This window comes from Candidatus Chloroploca asiatica (genome assembly GCF_002532075.1).
In the GTDB taxonomy this organism is placed as follows: domain Bacteria; phylum Chloroflexota; class Chloroflexia; order Chloroflexales; family Chloroflexaceae; genus Chloroploca; species Chloroploca asiatica.
The window spans coordinates 92,922-112,307 of the sequence record NZ_LYXE01000009.1; the positions used below are offsets into that span (position 1 = coordinate 92,922).

Genomic DNA, 19,386 nt, shown 5'->3' on the forward strand with positions numbered 1-19,386 from the left:
ACTCCTATTCGACGCGCAGGCTCTCGTCAAGAAAAGCGACGGACTTGAGATCGCGTTCAAGCAACTGGCGCACATACGCACGGAGCAAGCGTTCAACATCACGGCGGAGTTCTGGCGAAAGGAGCAGCGACTCAACGGCACCAAGCGGATGGCTCTGAAGATACCGCAGCAAACGAAAGACCGGTTCAGCCATCACCAGGGCCATCCGGTCGGCGTCACGATGGAGGGGGCAGAGAACGCCACCCAATTCAGGGCTAAAACGATCCGCTACGGGTGTCAACTGGGCCTCACAGACCACACACTGGTGCAACTGTGGACGATAGCCGAGCAGTTGCATAAGGTGAAGTTCGTAGGCCCGTAGCACAAGATCTGGCGAAGCACTACGATCAAGCAGGCCAAAGGTTTCGATCAGGGCCGCAAAAAGGGCAGGGTTCTCATCTTGCTCTTCGGTAAAGCGATCATAGAGTTCAGCGGCATAATAGGCACAACTGAGGCGAGCGAGGCTTGTGCGAAGATTGGTATGGGGGCTGATGGTCTGGCTCTGGGTCATAATATCAAGATTGCGCCCAAGGGCAAGCATCAGACTCGTATGGGTGAAGAGTTCAATATGCCCGGCAAGTTTGCTCGTCGTTTTGCGGACACCGCGGGCGACCACACGGCGTTTGCCGGCGGGCGTGGCAAGCAAGACGATGCGATCGGCCTCGCCGAAATCGTTTCGCCGTAAGATCAGACCCTCGGTTCGATAGACACGATCGCGCATCAGCGTAGGTTTACTGGTATGATAACCATAGTATGCGTATTATAACGATACCTCAGGGCTGAATCAAGCGGCGCAACGATGAAGCGGCACATCCTAGTGGTAGGCAGTCTGAATATGGATCTGGTGGTGCAAACCCCACGGCACCCGCAGCCGGGCGAGACGCTCTTGGGCGGGCCATTTGCGACCGTTCCGGGGGGCAAGGGAGCCAACCAGGCCGTTGCGGCAGCGCGCCTAGGGGCACCCATCGTCATGATTGGGTGTACGGGGGATGATCGTTTTGGGGAAGAGCTTCGGCAAGGACTTGCCGCTGATCAGATTGGGATCAACCATATCGCAGTGACGTCTGAGGCAGCGACCGGCATCGCCTTGATTGCCGTTGATGCAACAGGCCAGAACAGCATCATTGTCGCCCCGGGGGCGAATGCCCTCTTGCAACCAGAAGATCTACAGGCAACCGAAGCGCTCTTTCGGACAGCAGCGGTCTTGCTGGTGCAACTGGAAACACCGGTGGCGACCGTCACCGAGGCGCTGAGCCTGGCCCGTCGATATCGTGTCCCCACGCTGCTCAACCCTGCCCCGGCCCAACCGCTTGGGCGCGAGATCCTCGGGATGGTAGACTACCTGATACCGAACGAACACGAAGTTGGCCTCTTGAGTGGGGGCGAAGATCGCCCGGCAGAGGCAGCAAGGCAACTGCGTGCGCAGGGTGTCGGCAGCGTGATTGTGACGCTGGGATCGGCAGGAGCGCTGGTGGTTGACCAAGCAGGGGCCACCGCGATTGCCCCGTTTCGAGTAGAGGCGGTCGATACCACAGCGGCAGGCGACGCCTTTGCGGGGGCTTTTGCGGTCGCTTTATATGAAGGCTTGAGTCCACGGGAAGCGGCGATCTGGGGAGCGGCAGCGGGGGCCATCACCGTCACCCGTGCCGGAGCGCAGCCGGCACTACCGAGGCGAGCCGAGGTTGAGGCACTGGTTGCTGCGCAGAGTCAATCAAGGTGAAGGCTAAAGTCCTGAGCTTGCTTGACCCTGCACACACGAACTTCTTGGAGGCAGTAGGCCGCAGCATTTAACGCCGGAGGATCTCATCCAATTCACGAATAGCGCGTTTGGCATTGATCCAGATAGCACCGAGCTTGGAATGGGCCACTTGCTTGTTGAAGACAAGAACAAGCAAAAAACGCTGCATGACATCAAAGCAATAGAGATCTATCTTCACGCCTTCGTGAATATAGACACTCGTACCCTGTTCTTCACCAAGCTGGCGGCCTACCTCACCCGTGGTAGAAAACCCCGTCGAGAGCAGCGGCAACACGACCATCATCGGCAGTTGATACGAACTTCCGACTTCAACAAGGGGCATCCCGGCGCGATCAGTCAAAATGATGCTCTGCGTACCCAGATCCTGAGCCACATGGCTCATCACCGTACGAATCGCATTAATATTGTGCTCAGTGACAACAAGACTGCCTTCACTCGTGCGCCATGCAACCGATGCCGGCGCGGCAGGTGGCGGGGGCGACGGTTCGGGCATCCGCGACGGTTCGGGCATCCGCGCAGCAGCAGCACGGCTGCGTGCAGCGAGGCCCTTGGGACGAGGCGAGGCAGTCGTTGATGGGGGTGATAACGCAGGTGGCTGAGCCGCGGCCGCAGCGGCCGCCGCGGCCGCCGCCGCGGCTTCACGTTCACGCATCGTTGGCAGAACCACCCGTGCGGGCGTAAAATCACGACGGGGTGGTGGTTGATCAGCGGGAAGTGCGGCAGACTGAGCTAACTGCTCCGTTGAAGATGATGGCACCGCCGAAGGAAACGGCGGTTCAACCGTTGCCTGACGCGCTTGATCAGGAGCGGCCTGAACAGGCGAAGCGAGGGGCGGCGGCTCAGATGGCGCGGCAGGGGTATCGGGAAGCAGTGAGGAGGAATCGACATCGCGAGGAGATGAGGCTGCATTGGCAGCCTGGCTGACAACGGCAAAGAGTTGCTCGGAATCAAGCGCACCCTGGAGGAAACGGAAGGCACCGATCGTCTCAGCGGTAGCGCAGCGACTATCAGGGGAGGAACTATAGAGAAGCACCCGTGGTGCATGTTCAAAACTAAGCGCAATCTCAAGCAACTCGAGGCCACTCATCTCGGCGAGATCGCACTCAGCGAGCAACACCTCGGGTGGATCGAGACGAATTTCCCAGAGGGCCTCATTTGGTGAAGAGAAAACTTGCACCTGAATACGCTCGGCAAACTGGTGAACCAGAGCACGCAAAGGTGAATCGTCAGCCGCAACAAGGAGGAGGCGCTTGGTCATACGAGTGCTTTATCCCAATACTTCAACACAACTCTGCGGGAGCCAGAAGGAGGTCTGATCAGCAGCAATCACCTCAACCGCAGGAAGACGTATGCCAGAGGCAACGCGGCGAGGTGCAGCGGAAAGCGCGTGGATAACCGCTGTCTGGCCGAGATGCTGCGCATCCAGGAGACGAACCTTGACCCCAGGGCGAAGGTGCGGCGAAGGCGGCTCGAGCTGAGCATTACTCGCACGTCCAAGGGGAATGACCACCCGAGGGCGGCGGAGGGGGCGGCGGAGGATCGTATGACCATCAATCAGCGCCTCCTGCCCATCATGGAGGCTCAACTGTTCAAAGATCTCCTGGTTCATTGGGCGAACGCCGAAGCCCTCGGTAACGACGATAGTCAACGGCAGATCAGGCACCATCCGTGGAGCAGGCCACTGCCAGGAATGGGCATCAAGACGCCAACCCTCGTGGCCCGACCAACCCAGAAACTCACGGAGAGCGGCCTCTTCGAGGCCACCAACGATAATCCCGCGAACCTGTGCTTCAACGGCGCGCTGCAAGGCCGCTGCGCTCATCGTTGCCCCACAGATCAGCACCGCATAGGCACTACGGGCATCAATTTGTTCAGGGCGGACAATATCAGATGGCTCAAGCGCCATCAGACGGAGCACCCCACTCCGTTCTTCACCAACCCCAAAGGCACCGTAGATCTGCGCAGCGAGGGTCTCGATCACAACCCCCTCATAGGGTCGAACCTCCATCACCACACCACGGACAGCCGCATGCATAGCCTGTTCAACAGGGTCAGGCGCAAGGGTCAGATAACCTGTCTGCGCATCAGCCTCCATCACCACACCGTTGACCGGCGACTGATAGGTATGCCCAAAGATCCCGGGGGCACGCGCAAGGATCTGACCAACCTCAACCTTGCTGTTCGGCTGAACGAGGAGCGCACGTTCAAGCTGCTCAGGAGCGATCCTCAACACACGGGCGAGATTGACATTATAGGGAGGAAGGGGCTTGAGCGTACGGGCGATTGTATCTTCAGGTTCAACACGACTACCCTGACGAACAAGAATCTGACCTGGATAGGGCAGACGGCGCTCGATGCGGGCCATCACGCTCGATACAATCGGCGGCATACCTTCGGGGTTGTGCAACAACATGTGATCAACCTTTACCGCTCTGGTCAGGTTCGTGATACGGAGTATTATAGCATATCGGGTAGAGAGAGAGCCAGGAAAGTCAAGAAACCGCCTGGGCTGCGCTATAATAGACGCATCAGGTTGAGACGAGCCAAAAGAGATCGGTCGTTATGGTACAGCACGCGAAGGAACAGATCAGGGGGCATTATCGCATCGCGCAGTTCCGTGCTGCGCTGCGTGCCGACCTGACGCCCGCAGAGGTAGCCATGGTCGCCGCAACCCTGACCGAGCCAGAACAACGTCTCTTTGGTGCCATGCCGCGTTACGATCAGCGGCATTGCCTGGATGTGCATCATACGCTGGTTGCGGCAGGCTATGATGAGCCATTGTTGCGCCGAGCAGCGTTGATCCACGATTGTGGCAAAGTTGATGATCATGGTCGGCCAATGGCCCTCGGATGGTATGTCGTCGCAACGATCCTCAAACAGATCCCAGGGCTTTATCTGGCGGTGGCGCGTCACGGAGGCGTGTTGCAACCGATCAGAATCTATGCTGAACATGCCTGGCGCGGGGCGCAGATGGCAGCGAAGGCGGGCAGCCCACCGGTCATGGTTGAGGCGCTCCGTCACTATCACGATCCAAATCCTACGGGCCTGGCGGCCCTGCTCAAATGGGCCGATGAACAGCACTAAGTATGAAATTACGCTCCCAGCTTTTACCGGGCCGCTCGATCTCCTCTTACGCCTGATCGAACGGGAAGAGTTGGATATTACCACGATTGCGCTGGCGCAAGTGGCCGATCAGTACCTTGCGTATGTGCGTTCGCTGGAGGCACCAGAACCACGTGCGCTAGCCGAGTTTGTGAGTCTCGCGGCGCGTCTGCTGGTGATCAAATCACGCCTACTCTTGCCGCGACCAACCCGGCTAGAACGAGCAACAGATGATGAGGAAGAGGATGATGCCGACGCACTGGCCCGTCAGTTGCGCGAATATCGGCGGTACCAACAGGCAGCGGCCTGGCTGCGAGCCTGCTATGATGACGAGCGGCAAACATTCGTCCGGGTAGCCCCGCTTCCCATGAAGCTCGATCTGAAGCCGCCTCTCGTCAAGCAGAGCATCGCCGAGTTACTGGCAGCAATTCAGCGTCGTTTGCAACTGAGATCGACGCTTGATGAACCAGAGGTCGTGAGTCTCGCGCCTCGTCTGACGGTACATGAGGTTGTCGAGCAGATCGAGCGGCGCCTCGAACACCAGGCATGGTGCAGTTTTGACGATCTGTTCGGGCTATCGGTCACCCGCGAAGATGTGATTGTCACCTTCTGGGCAGTCCTTGAACTCTTGAAACGACGGATGATTGTGCTTGAACAGCAGGCCTTATTCGGGCCAATTAGCCTGGGGCGAGCCAAGTTGCTGCCATGAAAGCAAGGTATGGATGCAAAATCAAAGCTCAGAAACGCACAACCAGCTTGATCCAATGAGTCACCTGCCTCTGGGGGATCTCCTGGCCCTGGGTAGTCACCTGCGCATTGATGACACACCCGAAAGCCTCTTGCACGACGTTGCAGAAAGCCTGTGCCGAGTCGTTGGCAGCCCGCTCGTCTATGTGCGGTTGCGCAACCTTGAGACCGATGCCTTCGAGACGGTTGCCTGTGTCGGCACGGCACCAGAACAAGCAGCACTCTTGCGCAAGACAGTGGTTGCGCCTTCAACCTACCAAGCTCTCCTGATCCCGTTGTACCAGGTCAGTGAATCGTTTCTGCTCAAACCAGGAACCCATGCACTGGTGCATCCAGAAGAACTGCAACTTGATGGAGCGACGCTGCTGGTACCCTTGCGTGGACGAGGAACCCGTTTAATCGGCGTCGTTAGCATTGTCTTGCCTACCCCCGAGCACACGATCAATGCCAATGTTGTGCTCGTGATCGAAGCGATCACGCGCCAGGCCGCGATGGCGGTGGAAAATGTGCGCCTGGCCGAACGCAGTGCCCGCCTCCTTGCCAAAGAGCAACTCCTGGCGGCCCTGGGGCGAGATTTGAGTACGACCCTCGACCGACCGACGATCCTGAGGCGTACCGTCGAACGGATCGGCACGGCCTTTGGAAGCGGCTCACTCGCCTTGCTTGGGGCGGATGGAACGCTCGAAGTGATTGCGGCAGTCACACACGAGCAAGCGTTGGTCGGACGGCATTTCAGCCTGGGCGAAGGGATGATCGGACGAGTAGCGGTGCAGGGACAAGCATATCTGAGTAACGACACGGTAGGAGAACCAGGGTTTGCCCCGCCTGATCCTGGGGCACGGTCAAGCATTGTTGTCCCGCTACTCAGTGGTGGACATGTGATTGGCACGCTCAATGTCGGCGCACGCCATCCCAATGCCTTTACCTACGAAGAGGTCGATCTGCTTGAAGCAATTGCCGCACAGGTAAGCGGACCGATCACCTCGGCCCAACTCTATGCCGAGGCCCAATCACTGGCCGAACAGGTGCAACGGCGAGCCGATCAACTGGCGGTGCTCAACATGATTGCCCGCATCGCATCGGGTTCACTCGAACAGACCCAGAGTCTCCCCCAGGTAACGGCGCAGATTCAACAGGGGTTTGGCTACCCACAGGTTGATCTCTTCCTTATTGACGAAGAGACCAGTGAACTCGTGCTCATCGCAAGTGAGGGCCGCTTGACCGCGTTAATGGCCGGCTACCGCCAGCATCTCAACCTCGGCTTGATCGGGCGAGCAGCACGCCAAGGAAAAAGCCTGTGCTTTGCGAATGCGAGCGAAGATCCGGATTTTCTCGGCCTAGCAGAACGTGAAGCAACCTGTGCAGAACTAATCGTACCGATTATCGCCAGTGGGCGCGTTCTCGGGCTGATCAATCTTGATTCGCCCGATTCGCATGCCTTTTCAGAAGAAGATATGCATCTGATCGAGACGGTTGCAGATATCCTGGCGGGAACGGTTGAGAATGTGCATCTGTACCGACGGGCGCAGGCCGCCGCCGTCCTCGAAGAACGGAACCGGCTGGCACGCGAGTTGCATGATAGTGTGACCCAACAACTCTTTAGCATGACGCTGACATCGCAGGCAGCACGCGCCCAACTCGAACGCAATCCCCAGCGCGTTGCATTGCAACTGGAACGCTTGCAAGAGACCTCGGCAGCAGCCCTTGCCGAAATGCGTGCGCTGATTTTTCAACTGCGCCCGCCAGCGCTGCGCGATCAAGGTCTGGTGGCAGCCTTGCAACAACACGCACAGATGCTCTCACGGCGTGAAGGCATCGCCATCGGCTTGACCGTCGTTGGCGATGAGCGCCTGGCACGCAACCTAGAACAGCCCCTCTATCGGATTGTCCAGGAGGCGTTGAATAACGTGATCAAGCATGCGTCGGCCACCCATGTAAAAGTCGTCCTAGAGTTCACCACTGAACATGTCAAAGTTCGCATCACAGATAACGGCACTGGGTTTGATCTTGCCTCATTACCAACCGGCCACGGGGGTCATCTTGGTGTCCTGAGTATGCGTGAGCGTGCCATCGAACTCGGCGGCAGCATGGATCTACACTCTACCCTGGGTGTTGGAACGGAGGTACTGGTGAGGGTACCACGAGTGCGAGAGCGAAAGGAGCCTTGATGGATACCATCAATGTCATGTTGATTGACGATCACCGCGTTGTACGGCAGGGATTACGCGATTTTCTGGAATTGCAAGACGAGATTGAAATCGTGGGCGAAGCATCAAGTGGCGAAGAGGGCGTGCAACTGGCGCGTGAACTGTTGCCCGATGTGGTGCTGATGGATCTGGTCATGCCCGGGATTGACGGCGTCGAAACAACGCGACGGCTGAAAGCGGTGAGTCCGAGCACCAGGGTGATCGTCCTGACAAGCTTTGCCGACGACGAAAAAGTCTTTCCGGCGATCAAAGCGGGGGCGATTTCCTACCTCCTCAAAGATATCTCACCAGAAGAACTGGCCCATGCCATTCGTGCTGCGCAGCGCAATGAAGCCGTCTTGCACCCCGAGGTCGCGACGAAACTGATGCAAGAATTTAGCTCACCGCGCCCCAACGAAGCGCCGGTGGATCAATTGACCCCCCGCGAGATGGATGTGTTGCGCCTGGTTGCCCGGGGGATGTCAAACAAAGAGATCGCCGAAGCGCTGATTATCTCGGAAAAGACGACCAAAACGCACCTAAGCAATATCCTCTCGAAATTGCATCTGGCGGATCGCACGCAGGTGGCGATCTATGCGTTGCGCAAACGTCTGGTTCCAATGGATGATCAGTAGAAGGAGGGAGGCTGTATGGCAACCATGATTTTATTGGGAACCGGCACCGGGCTGCCCGATGTGGATCGGGGCAATACACATATGGTTTGGGATGGTCCAGGCGGCCCACTCCTCATTGATGCAGGCGGAAGTACATACGAGCGGTTGTTGCGGGCCGGGATTGATCCGCAGAAACTAGCCGGGGTTGTGTTGACCCATAGCCATTGTGACCATATCAACGGGTTGCCCGGGCTGGTCTTTAGTATGCGCCTAGCAGGACGGGAAGACCCACTCCCAATCTATGGTCTCGATGCCACGCTGGCCATCGTACAAGCGACGATGGGGGCGATGCAGGTCGAGTACCATGTGCCACTCGAGTGGCAAAAGTTGCCGCCAGGCAGTCGTCTTGCGCTTGATGAGGGCTGGCACCTGCTGACCGCACCGGCCAAACATAGCCGCCCGTGCCTTGCCCTGCGCTTTGAACAGAGTGCAACTGGGCAAGCGCTCGTCTATTCGGCAGATACCGAACCGAGCCCTGAAGTGCAGGAACTTGCCAATGGGGCAACGGTGCTTATCCATGAAGCGACCACAGCGGAGCCGTTTGAAGGACATAGCTCACCCGAGCAAGCCGGCGCAGTAGCGGCGGCAGCGGGGGTAAGGCGGCTGGTTCTCGTTCACTATAGCCCACGCTGGACGATGGCTGAAGAGCAAGCTCTGGCGGCGATACGGGCGGGTGGGTTTACGGGGCAGGCCGAGATCGGGCGTGACGGGCAACGGATCGAGGTGAGGTAGCGCCGCAACGCCCCTACGCCCCTACGTTACATCCAGGCTCCTTTTTTAACGCAGAGGCGCAGAGGCGCAGAGGCACAGAGACGCAGAGAGCAGCAGTGACTAGGAGACTGGCGATGTCACTTTTTGCGGCGCGAGGCAGGTGCAGGCTTGAGCGGCTCCGTTTCGCGAGAGGGGAGCGCAGCGGCGGTCTGCTCGTCGAGCCCCACCCAGTAGGTATGGCGGCGGACATTGGTGGCACTGCGCACCTCAACGCCCTGGAGTTCAGTCACTTCAGCTTCATTGACGAGCACCAGCGTTGGTTGAACCCCACGGAAACGATGACCATACGCTGCAATAGCCGCCTCGATCTTCTGGGTAACACTGATCTTGGGATTATCGTCATACCAGACGAGAAAGGGCGGGCTTTGCACATTCATCATCACAGGCCTTTGTAGCCAGACAAGTTGCGACGCACGAGCGACTTGCCCGACACTAACAGTTACGTAAAAACCTCTGCTTATGCCCCGAGTATATCAGAACATTTGTACAATGTCAAGCATACGATACGCTTATTCAAGCACCATCTCGCCACTGCGTCCACCGCGTTTTTCGAGCAGGCGGACATCAGTAATGCGCATGGTGCGATCAACTGCTTTGCACATATCATAGATCGTAAGGGCCGCCACACTCACGGCGGTCAGGGCCTCGATCTCGACCCCGGTCTGACCAGTTGTACGTACCGTTGCCTGAATATCGAGGGTGGAAGCATCAGCGACAGGCTCGATGGCGACATGGACGTGGGTGAGCAAGAGGGTATGGCACAGCGGGATCAATTCGGGGGTACGTTTAGCTGCCATAATACCAGCGATGCGAGCGGTGGCAAGCACATCGCCTTTAGGCATAGCACCCTGCAGAAGCAGGGCCAGGGTAGCTGGTTGCATAACCACACGGCCAGCAGCGATCGCCTCACGTGGCGTTACCTCTTTTGCCCCTACATCCACCATATGCGCACGGCCTTGCTGATCAAGATGGGTTAAAGAAGACTCCTCTTCGCTCATATGTGTTATTTTCCTTCATAATCTATCTACATCGTGACAAATCGTCACCCCATTGTACACTTTCTCTTCACTTTTGTGCTATTTACCACGCATTGTAGTAGACTTTTTACGTCGGCTATGCTATGCTAGGCACAAAAGCGATCAGCACAAAAAGCGTGCTATCGATCATGATCTAGCCCAGATTGCGGCAAAATCACGCGTATCTCTGCTTGAAATGAAGGAGGGACTGGTATATAATGCCTAAGAACTAGCAAAAAGTGGGGCAAAGTGGGGCAAAGTGGGGAATATGAACGAAAGTTCTCTTTTCTCTTACTATGCAGATGGAGGATCCGGTGTTCCTTGGAGAGTTCGAGCATGTTATCGACGACAAGGGCCGTGTCGCCATTCCAGCCCGCTTTCGTGAAGCGCTCGGCGAGCGTTTTGTGTTGACCCGGGGCTTTGAGCTATGTCTTCAGGCCTTCCCACTTATGATGTGGGAACAACTCGCAACAAAAGTTGATCGGTTGCCCCTCGGCAGTCCTCAGGCGCGTAACATGCGGCGCATCCTCTTTGCACCAGCCGCAGAAGTAGAACTTGATCGTCAGGGGCGCATTGTCATTCCCCAGGGGTTACGCGAGTATGCAGGCCTCGCCGAAGAGGTACTGATCACAGGTATGAACACCTATTTTGAAGTGTGGTCACGGACACAATGGCAAACCTTGCAAACAGAGTTGCAAGGCAGTGGCAGCTCGATTGCCGAACAGATGGCTGAACTTGGGATCTAGCCAACTGAAGGGTAGCGTGGATCGCGTTGAGCGATGACGAAGAAGCGAGGGTGGGAAGAATTGTGCATGTTGCCGTATTACCCCAGGAAGTTCAGACCATGCTCACCCCAGGGCCGGGCAGTCGCTTCATTGACTGTACCCTGGGGGCCGGAGGGCACGCGCTCGCCTTGCTTACAGCCAGCCAACCAGATGGTCACTTGCTGGGCCTTGATGCTGACCCAATAGCCCTTGCAAGGGCGCACGAACGCCTGGTTGCAGGCGGGATCGCGACAAACCAGTTTCATCTGTGCCACGGCCATTTTCGTGACCTGACCACCTTGGCTGAAGCAGTTCAATTGGTGAATGTTGATGGCATTCTCCTCGATCTCGGGGTCTCGTCATACCAACTTGATACACCGGAACGAGGTTTTAGTTTTCGTGCTGACGGCCCACTCGATATGCGCCTCGATCCAACCCAAGGATCAACCGCAGCCGAGTTGATCGCCGAACTGACCGAACAGCAACTGGCTGATCTTATTTATCGTTATGGTGAAGAACGCGGCTCACGCCGCATTGCACGTTTGATTGTCGAACGCCGGCGGCACACCCCGATCACAACAACCGCCGCACTGGCCGACCTAGTCATCCAGGCGCTTGGACGAGGAGGGCGTGACCGCATCCACCCGGCAACGCGCACCTTTCAGGCGCTACGGATCGCGGTGAACGACGAACTTGAGCAACTAACAAGTGTCTTACCCCAGGCGGTGGCGTTGCTCCGCTCGGGAGGGCGGTTGGCAGTAATCAGTTTTCATTCGTTAGAAGATCGCATTGTCAAGCAATTTTTTCGTGATGAATCAGGCTATGGCGGCAGCATGAATGAACGAACACCCCGTCTACGCATCATCACGCGCAAGCCGATCATGGCAGGCCCCGACGAATGTGACGCGAATCCGCGTGCGCGTAGTGCCAAATTGCGGGTTGCCGAGAAACTGTAGGTCGTGTCGTAGTTGACTCTGTGCTGAAGGGAACGCCACAATGGCTATCAATTCTCAACGCATCTCGCTCATCGAAGGGGCTCGAGCACGGCGAATGGCCCTGCCCCGCTACCTACGCATCGATGGGAGCCGTTACCTACTGGGGCTAGTGCTTATTTTGAGCCTGATGAGCCTCATTGTCCTTGTCCAGACCGGGGTTGTTGCAACCAAGGGATACGCCCTCGCGGGTCTCGAAGCCGAGAAGGTGACCTTGCTGCGCGAGCGAAGCCTCTTGCAAGAACGCCAGGCGCGTGCGCAGTCACTGGATCGAATTCGTCGGCGAGCCGAGCAACTTGGCATGCGGCCAGTTACCGCTGATCAGGTGCGCTATGTCGATCTGATGATCAAGCCAGCGCTCGTTCCGCTAGCGCCAGAACTTTCTGGTGCTACGACAGAAGAGAGCCAACCGTGAGGATTGAGGAGCACAAGCACTAGCTATGGCAACCCGCACGACAACTCGTCTTGGCACACGCCCTCCGGCGTCAGCCGCGCCCAGCAGGGTGCGGCTCCCGCGCTGGCGAATCAATTTTTTGCTGCTCTTTGCGGTCATCCTCGTTGGGCGCATCTTTTTGCGCCTCGGCGAATTGCAGGTCATGCGCCATGAAGAATTGAGCATGAAGGCACGGGGCGAGATCGAGCAAGAGATTGCCCTGTTGCCCACCCGCGGTCTGATTACTGATCATGCAGGCAATGTGCTGGCGATGGATGTTGAACGCGAGAGTCTCTGGGTTGTACCAGCGCACATCAATCAAGACCGTACGACACGCCTGGCGCTCACGCTGTCGGCACTGATTGGCAAAAACTCCGACAACATCGCTGCGGCCCTTGGTGATACCCGCTTCTACTGGCTCCCCATTGCCCGCTGGCTTGAACCAGAGGTAGCGGCCCAGATCGAGGCGCTAGGCGAGCCAGGGCTGCGGCTGATCCACGAACCGCGGCGCATCTATCCGCAAAGTTCCTTTGCAGCGCAGCTTATTGGGGCTGTCAACCATAATGGTGATGGTATCAGTGGGATTGAGGGCTTCTTCAATCGTCAACTCGAGGGGGTTGCAGGCTCTATTGAGGGCGAATTTGGCCCCGGCCAGCAACTGATCGCGATTGCCGAGAGCCGTACCATCTCACCCCGCAATGGGATCAATATCCAGACCACGATTGACCCGTTGATTCAGTATGTGATCGAAAATGAACTCAAACAGGCAGTGGAACGCCACAACGCCGATGGTGGCTCGATCATCGTGATGGATCCGCGGACTGGAGCGATTCGAGGCATGGCGTCGTGGCCGCCCTTTGATCCCAATCGGTATACCGAGTATCCCGAAGAGGTCTATGCGCGCAACCCAGCGATCAGCAACCTCTACGAGCCAGGCAGTACGTTCAAGATGGTGACGGTGGCAGCGGGATTGCAAAGTCGTTCGTTTACCGCCGATACGCTGGTGAATGATACCGGCGTGATCTTTCGCCACGATCAGATGCTGCGGAACTGGAATGCCGGGGCCAATGGCATGCTCGACTCGGCTGGCGTGATCTATTACTCAAGCAATGTTGGTGCCATCCAACTCAACGAGTTGATGGGGCCAGAAAACTTCTATCGCAGCCTTGATGCGTTTGGGTTTGGCCGGGCAACGGGTATTGAACTCGGCGGCGAAGAAGTTGGGCTTGTGCATGGGCCAGGCAGCCCATTTTATAACGATCTCTCATTTTTGATCAATTCGTACGGTCAGAGCATTTCGGTAACACCGCTCCAGATGGTGCAAGCGGCAGCAGCGATCGCCAATGATGGCGTGATGATGAAGCCATATATTATCGAAAGAACATGTGATTATGAAAACGAAAACTGCACCGATACCAAGCCTGTCATAGCCGGTGAGCCAGTTGAGCCTGGCGTAGCGTGGACCGTACGGCGTATGATGGTCAAGTCGGCCAATCACTATGCCCCGGTTGTCTGGGGGCCACGGATCGGGAACTGGTCAGATCAGTGGCTCGTACCGGGCTACGAGATCGGGGCCAAGACGGGCACGTCCAGCATTCCGCTGCCCGGTGGTGGGTACGATCGCAGCTATACGATTGGCTCGGTGCTCGGATTTGCGCCCGCCGAGGATGCTCATTTTGCCGTGCTGGTCAAAATTGACCGGCCCAAAGACGATATCTGGGGTGTAGGGACGGCGATTCCGGTCTTCTACAACGTCATGAAAGAATTGCTGCAATACGAACGCATCCCACCCGATCCGGCGCTCTTTAGCCCAGGGCAACGCTAGTTGCCCTGGCGCTATCAGCTACCTATCATTGCACGCAGGGATGAGCTATGCTCAGAACGAAAGAGGGAGGTGCTATAATTGCCCACAGTAGCCCCTGAACAAACAGGGAATTCTGGAGGGCATCGTGCTGCAATTAGAAGATGTACTGTATGGTGTGCAACCAGCGTGGTCACGGAGCATGCCGCACCTGCCGCACCAATGGCAGGGCCTGGCGCTCGGCAAGGTGGTCACCGACTCACGCGAGGTAGGGCCAGGCGAGCTCTTTCTGGCGCTGAGTGGCGAGCGTACCGACGGACACAACTATCTGGTCGATGTTATGAAACGCGGCGCACGCGGGGCACTCGTCACGCGGGCAGCGGTTGAAGCGCGGAGTGAACGCTTACGCACAAGCGAGCGTCCCTGGGTCGTGGTTGATCCAGCTTCAGGGGCCACCCTCGCCGAAGCTCCACCCGATACGTTTCTGCTCATCGCCGTAGACGACCCGCTGATGGCGATCCAGCGGCTGGCCGTCTACCATCGTAGAAAGCTCACGCCGACCGTTGTTGGTATCACCGGCAGCGTGGGCAAGACTTCGACAAAAGAAGTCACGGCAGCCGTCCTGGCGCGCCAATTCCGAACCTTAAAAAGTCAACGTAGTTTTAATAGCGAGGCAACGCTTCCGACAACCCTGCTTCAGTTGACCGCTGACCACGAGGTGGCGGTGCTGGAGATGGGGATGTGGGCGCCGGGTGAGATTCGGTTTCTGGCCGAACTAGCCCGGCCCCACGTCGGGATTATCACCAATGTCGGGCCGTCGCACCTTGAGCGTCTGGGAAGTATCGAGGCGATTGCCCACGCCAAAGCCGAGTTGCCCGAGGCTTTGCCTGCCGATGGATGGTGTCTGCTCAATGTTGATGATCCACGGGTAGCCGCCATGGCCGGGCAAACCGCAGCGCGGGTTTTCCGCTTTGGTTTTGCCCCTGAAGCTGATCTGCGTGCTACGCAGGTAGAGAGTTTTGGCTTTGCTGGTCTTGGCTTTGTTGCCACAACTGCCACTGATGCCGCACACATACGTGTGCCCTTGCTAGGCAAACATAATGTATATACAGCCCTGGCAGCCATCAGTACAGGTCTCGTTCTTGGTATGGAATGGCCCGCAATCATTGCGGGCTTGCAAGCTTCGGGCAGTCAGAGTCGCGTGAGCATCATCCAGACACGCCATGAAGTGACGCTCATTGATGATGCCTACAACGCAGCGCCAGCTTCAACATGTGCCGCCCTTGCCTTGCTGGCCGAAGCCCCGGGGCGACGGATTGCCGTGCTTGGTGATATGCTAGAACTGGGAAGTGTTGAGCAAGCCAGCCACCACGAGGTTGGCCAATACGCGGCGGCGATCGTCACCACCCTAGTTGCGGTTGGGCCACGTGCACACTGGTACGCCGAAGGAGCAAGAGACGCTGGCATGCCGACTAATCAGATTCATTGCTGCGCAACCAATACCGAAGCGGTTGCCCTGCTCACCACAAGCTTGCACGCTGGCGATTATGTCTTGATCAAAGGATCGCGCGGTATGGAGATGGAGCAGATCGTTGCAGCACTACAACGTTATCTGGAGGAGGAATAAACCTTGGATGTCCTACGCGCGGTTCTCGTGCAAGATATGGCCCGAGCCTTGTTGCTGGCAGCCGCAGCCTTTGTGCTGACCCTGTTTGTCGGGGCCTGGTGGGTACGGTTTGCTCGCCGACATAAACTTGGCAAGCAGATCCGTCTTGATGGCCCGCAGAGCCATTTGACGAAGATGGGCACCCCGACGATGGGTGGGGTGATGATTGTGGGTACGGTCGTCGTCTTGACCGCGCTGGTCAATGTGGTGGATCGCTGGTCAATCTTGCTGCCCCTCGCAGTGCTTGTAAGCTTTGCCGTCCTGGGTGGCGTTGATGACTGGATGACGCTGACTGGCTCGAAGTCAAAAACCTACGGCTTTACCGTACGCTACAAGTTCTGGCTCATGATCTTGGTGGCCTTGGTCGCCAGCCTCGCCCTCTATCTACCGCCACCATTTGGCCTCGATCACGAGGGCCTGGTGCAGATACCGTTTGTTGGGCAACGCGATATCGGCCTTTTTTTCATTCCGATTGCGACCCTCATCATCGTAGGCACGGCCAACGCGGTGAACCTGACCGATGGGCTCGATAGTCTGGCTGGTTGGAATCTGACGCTCGCCTTTGCAGCGTATGGGGTGATGACCTTCCTGGCCGAGCCACAGTTGATCAATCTGATGGGCTTTTGTTTTACCCTGGTTGGGGCGTGTGCCGCCTTCCTCTGGTTTAATGCGCATCCCGCACAGGTCTTTATGGGCGATCTCGGATCGCTTGCCCTCGGGGCAACCCTGGCTGTGGTGGCCTTGCAATCGCAGCAGTGGTTGTTGCTGCCGGTCGTCGGCATTGTGTTCGTTGTTGAAGCCCTTTCGGTCATTATTCAAACCGGCTATTTCAAATGGACAAAGTGGCGCTTTGGCGAAGGCCGTCGCGTCTTCCGCATGGCTCCGCTGCATCACCATTTTGAATTGCTCGGATGGAGCCAGGTGCAGGTAACGCAGCGTTTTGTGCTCATTGGTACCGTTGCGGCGATGGTTGGCATTTCGCTAGCCTTGATCTTCACCGCTCCAAGTGCGCCCATCCGCGCCGAGTTGCCCCCAGCTTCGCAGGTTGTTGAAGGTCAACCATAGTATGCAATGGTCAGATAAACATGTGCTGGTGATGGGGTTGGGGGTTCACGGTGGCGGGCTTGGCGTGGCACGCTGGTTACTTGCCCAGGGTGCGCAAGTTACGGTGACAGACCTCGCCGAACGCGAGTGGCTTGCTAGCTCGATCGAGGCGCTTGATACAGCGGCAAGCGCGCTCGGTACGAGCGTCCACTATACGCTGGGACGCCACGAGGATGCCGACCTCGCAGCGGCGGATCTGGTGGTTGTCAATCCGGCGGTGCGGCCTGACTCGCCCTGGCTCGCTCGGGCTGCCGAACTCGGGGTGCCGGTCGAGACCGAAATGACGATCTTTTTGCGTACCTACGGCGGGCCGGTGCTGGGCGTTACTGGCACCAAAGGCAAAACGACCACGGCACTGATGTTGACCGCTATGCTCCGCGAACGCTACCCTGCCACCCTTGCGGCAGGCAATCTGCGGGTCTCGGCCCTGGAAGCGCTGGAGCACCTGCCCGAAGGAACGCCGGTCGTGCTCGAATTGTCGAGTTTCCAACTCGAGCGGATGGGGGCGATCGGGCTGAGTCCCCAGTATAGCCTGCTCACCAATTTCTCGGGCGATCACCTCAACTGGCATGGCACCCTTGAGGCGTACGCAGCGGCCAAGCGGCAGATCTACTGGCACCAACAGGCTGAGGGGGCCGTCGTATTGAATGGAGCCGATGACGGTTCGGTCGACTACTACACGCTCTTTGATGAACAGGGCGCACGGCGCGGTGGTCAGGCGATCTGGGTTGGGGCGGGGCCACACTGGTCACGCGTACGCAGTCATTACCCGCAACCATCTGTTCGTGACGTCTCAACCCGCGTTGAGCTACGGCACGACGAGGTGATCTGGTATGACCTCGGGGGCAGAAGCGGCCCGGCCACCCCGGTTGAGGGCGAGGTTCTCTTCCGGCGCTCCGATCTACGGGTACCGGGCTGGCACAATCTCGCCAATGCCATGCAGGCAGCGGCCCTGGCACGCGCCTTTGGCCTCGCTAGCGCCGCTATCCAGCGCGCCCTCCAGCATTTTACTGGTGTTGAACATCGCCTCGAACTGGTACGTGAGCTTGACGGCGTTCATTATGTCAATGACACCACGGCAACCAATCCGGCGGCAACCATTGCAGCCCTAGAGGCATTGACAACGCCGCTGGTACTGATTGCCGGGGGTGCCGACAAAGCCCTGGAGTTTACCAGCCTGGGGGCAGTAATTGCGCAGCGGGTCAAGGCCCTGATCTTACTCGAAGGGACAGCGACCACACGGCTCGCTGGCACCATCGCCCTCCACCGTCGCGACCTCCCCGTTGTTGGGCCGTTACCCGATCTCGGGACGGCACTGAACAGCGCACGCGAACTTGCCGAACCAGGTGATACGGTGCTCCTTTCGCCGGGATGTGCGAGTTTTGGCATGTTTCGGAACGAATTCCACCGGGGCGACATGTTTCGGCAATACGTCACCGCGCTGACGTCACAGCAAGAAGCTGACCCGCCCGAACAGACCCGAGCAGACACATAACTACCTATGAAACTTGAGCACGACAGGAACGGCATGATTGACAGGATTGGCCTGTACCGGTTGCACAACGACCCTTCACCCTCGTCACCTCCCGATGAGCCATCAGGCCAGACGACAGCTACGGGATCAGGTGAACGCCCCAGAGTGATTGCAGTCTGGATTATTCTGGCGGCGATCATTGTTATCTATATCCTGAGTAGTCTGTTGAGTGGGAGCCTGTTTCAACCAAGTTTACGGGCGCTCTTGGTTCTCGGGGCCAAAGAGAACAGCTTGATTGACCAGGGTCAGTACTGGCGTCTCTTGACCGCAACCTTTCTCCATGGCAACCTTGTCCATATCTTTTTCAACAGTTTCGCCCTCTATGCCCTCGGGCCCGAGAGTGAGCGCATCTATGGCACAGGGCGCTTTCTCGCACTCTATTTCATTGCTGGCATCGGAGGAAGCGTCGCCTCGTACCTGATGTCACCCGTGCCATCGGTCGGAGCAAGTGGGGCTATCTTCGGGTTGATCGGGGGACTTGGGATCTTCTTCTATCTCAACCGTCAGATTCTGGGCGCCTGGGGGCGAGCACAGGTGCAGAGTATGGCGGCCATTGCCGGCATCAACCTCGTGATTGGCTTTTCGGCACCAGGTGTGATTGACAACTGGGGCCACCTGGGAGGCCTGATGGCTGGCCTTGCCGTCGGGTTTGCCCTCGCACCACGTCTGACCGTCAATCAGACCTGGTTTCCACCAACGCTTGTGCGTCATTTTGAAAGCTGGGGCTGGGGCATGGCCGTTGCCGTCTTTGCCGTCTTGAGTGCCCTGGCAGTCGTCCTTCCCGGAGCTAGTTAAATC

The 19,386-nt window shown here is 57.8% G+C and carries 19 protein-coding genes; 14 read left to right on the forward strand and 5 right to left on the reverse strand.

The window, feature by feature from the left end; genetic code table 11:
- Positions 1 to 4: 4 nt before the first annotated feature.
- On the reverse strand, positions 5 to 760 hold the full coding sequence (gene recO / locus A9Q02_RS00745; protein WP_097650427.1) for a DNA repair protein RecO: 756 nt from the start codon (positions 758 to 760) through the stop codon (positions 5 to 7).
- Between the two features lie 78 nt (positions 761 to 838).
- Between recO and rbsK the strand changes: the two genes are divergently transcribed.
- Positions 839 to 1,759 carry a ribokinase gene (rbsK, locus tag A9Q02_RS00750; RefSeq protein WP_097650428.1) on the forward strand — a complete coding sequence of 307 codons (921 nt, stop codon included), beginning with the start codon at positions 839 to 841 and terminating at the stop codon, positions 1,757 to 1,759.
- A 67-nt stretch (positions 1,760 to 1,826) separates the two neighbouring features.
- Here rbsK and A9Q02_RS00755 read toward each other — a convergent pair whose 3' ends face one another.
- Both A9Q02_RS00755 and A9Q02_RS00760 read right to left on the reverse strand, forming a co-directional pair.
- The gene (locus A9Q02_RS00755; protein WP_097650429.1) at positions 1,827 to 3,056 is read right to left on the reverse strand and encodes a response regulator; all 1,230 of its coding nucleotides are present in this window, start codon (positions 3,054 to 3,056) and stop codon (positions 1,827 to 1,829) included.
- Between the two features lie 9 nt (positions 3,057 to 3,065).
- Positions 3,066 to 4,211 carry a hypothetical protein gene (locus A9Q02_RS00760; RefSeq protein WP_097650430.1) on the reverse strand — a complete coding sequence of 382 codons (1,146 nt, stop codon included), beginning with the start codon at positions 4,209 to 4,211 and terminating at the stop codon, positions 3,066 to 3,068.
- A 149-nt stretch (positions 4,212 to 4,360) separates the two neighbouring features.
- Between A9Q02_RS00760 and A9Q02_RS00765 the strand changes: the two genes are divergently transcribed.
- The 5 genes from A9Q02_RS00765 to A9Q02_RS00785 are packed head-to-tail and all read left to right on the forward strand — an operon-like array spanning position 4,361 to position 9,239.
- Positions 4,361 to 4,882: a hypothetical protein gene (locus tag A9Q02_RS00765; RefSeq protein WP_245860151.1), complete on the forward strand. Its 522-nt coding sequence runs from the start codon at positions 4,361 to 4,363 to the stop codon at positions 4,880 to 4,882.
- Complete coding sequence (locus A9Q02_RS00770) at positions 4,869 to 5,609, forward strand: segregation and condensation protein A (protein WP_097650431.1); 741 nt, start codon at positions 4,869 to 4,871, stop codon at positions 5,607 to 5,609. Before A9Q02_RS00765 ends, A9Q02_RS00770 begins: the two co-directional genes overlap by 14 nt.
- Before the next feature lie 13 nt (positions 5,610 to 5,622).
- Positions 5,623 to 7,815 (forward strand): GAF domain-containing sensor histidine kinase, encoded by a 2,193-nt coding sequence (locus tag A9Q02_RS00775; protein ID WP_245860153.1) that lies wholly within the window; start codon positions 5,623 to 5,625, stop codon positions 7,813 to 7,815.
- On the forward strand, positions 7,815 to 8,468 hold the full coding sequence (locus A9Q02_RS00780) for a response regulator (RefSeq protein ID WP_097650432.1): 654 nt from the start codon (positions 7,815 to 7,817) through the stop codon (positions 8,466 to 8,468). Before A9Q02_RS00775 ends, A9Q02_RS00780 begins: the two co-directional genes overlap by 1 nt.
- A gap of 15 nt (positions 8,469 to 8,483) precedes the next feature.
- On the forward strand, positions 8,484 to 9,239 hold the full coding sequence (locus A9Q02_RS00785) for an MBL fold metallo-hydrolase (RefSeq protein WP_097650433.1): 756 nt from the start codon (positions 8,484 to 8,486) through the stop codon (positions 9,237 to 9,239).
- 116 nt (positions 9,240 to 9,355) lie between these two features.
- Here A9Q02_RS00785 and A9Q02_RS00790 read toward each other — a convergent pair whose 3' ends face one another.
- Together A9Q02_RS00790 and moaC are read right to left on the reverse strand one after the other, a co-directional pair.
- Entirely contained in the window at positions 9,356 to 9,658 is a 303-nt protein-coding gene (locus A9Q02_RS00790) for a hypothetical protein (RefSeq protein WP_216361421.1), read from the reverse strand.
- Positions 9,659 to 9,787: 129 nt separating this feature from the next.
- Positions 9,788 to 10,276, reverse strand: a complete 489-nt coding sequence (gene moaC, locus A9Q02_RS00795) for a cyclic pyranopterin monophosphate synthase MoaC (RefSeq protein ID WP_097650434.1) — start codon at positions 10,274 to 10,276, stop codon at positions 9,788 to 9,790.
- Between the two features lie 332 nt (positions 10,277 to 10,608).
- On the opposite strand from moaC, the gene mraZ reads away from it, so the two are divergent.
- The 8 genes from mraZ (at position 10,609) to A9Q02_RS00835 (ending at position 19,383) form a co-directional block, all read left to right on the forward strand.
- Positions 10,609 to 11,040 carry a division/cell wall cluster transcriptional repressor MraZ gene (gene mraZ, locus A9Q02_RS00800; protein WP_097650435.1) on the forward strand — a complete coding sequence of 144 codons (432 nt, stop codon included), beginning with the start codon at positions 10,609 to 10,611 and terminating at the stop codon, positions 11,038 to 11,040.
- A 98-nt stretch (positions 11,041 to 11,138) separates the two neighbouring features.
- On the forward strand, positions 11,139 to 12,014 hold the full coding sequence (rsmH, locus tag A9Q02_RS00805) for a 16S rRNA (cytosine(1402)-N(4))-methyltransferase RsmH (RefSeq protein ID WP_097650436.1): 876 nt from the start codon (positions 11,139 to 11,141) through the stop codon (positions 12,012 to 12,014).
- Positions 12,015 to 12,054: 40 nt separating this feature from the next.
- Positions 12,055 to 12,465, forward strand: a complete 411-nt coding sequence (locus A9Q02_RS00810; RefSeq protein WP_216361422.1) for a hypothetical protein — start codon at positions 12,055 to 12,057, stop codon at positions 12,463 to 12,465.
- 25 nt (positions 12,466 to 12,490) lie between these two features.
- Positions 12,491 to 14,308 carry a peptidoglycan D,D-transpeptidase FtsI family protein gene (locus A9Q02_RS00815; protein ID WP_097650437.1) on the forward strand — a complete coding sequence of 606 codons (1,818 nt, stop codon included), beginning with the start codon at positions 12,491 to 12,493 and terminating at the stop codon, positions 14,306 to 14,308.
- 124 nt (positions 14,309 to 14,432) lie between these two features.
- Complete coding sequence (locus A9Q02_RS00820) at positions 14,433 to 15,911, forward strand: UDP-N-acetylmuramoyl-tripeptide--D-alanyl-D-alanine ligase (protein WP_172450456.1); 1,479 nt, start codon at positions 14,433 to 14,435, stop codon at positions 15,909 to 15,911.
- A gap of 3 nt (positions 15,912 to 15,914) precedes the next feature.
- Positions 15,915 to 17,015 (forward strand): phospho-N-acetylmuramoyl-pentapeptide-transferase, encoded by a 1,101-nt coding sequence (mraY, locus tag A9Q02_RS00825; RefSeq protein WP_097650438.1) that lies wholly within the window; start codon positions 15,915 to 15,917, stop codon positions 17,013 to 17,015.
- A gap of 1 nt (position 17,016) precedes the next feature.
- Positions 17,017 to 18,549, forward strand: a complete 1,533-nt coding sequence (murD, locus tag A9Q02_RS00830; RefSeq protein WP_172450458.1) for a UDP-N-acetylmuramoyl-L-alanine--D-glutamate ligase — start codon at positions 17,017 to 17,019, stop codon at positions 18,547 to 18,549.
- Positions 18,550 to 18,582: 33 nt separating this feature from the next.
- The gene (locus A9Q02_RS00835) at positions 18,583 to 19,383 is read left to right on the forward strand and encodes a rhomboid family intramembrane serine protease (RefSeq protein WP_097650439.1); all 801 of its coding nucleotides are present in this window, start codon (positions 18,583 to 18,585) and stop codon (positions 19,381 to 19,383) included.
- The last annotated feature ends 3 nt before the right edge of the window (positions 19,384 to 19,386 follow it).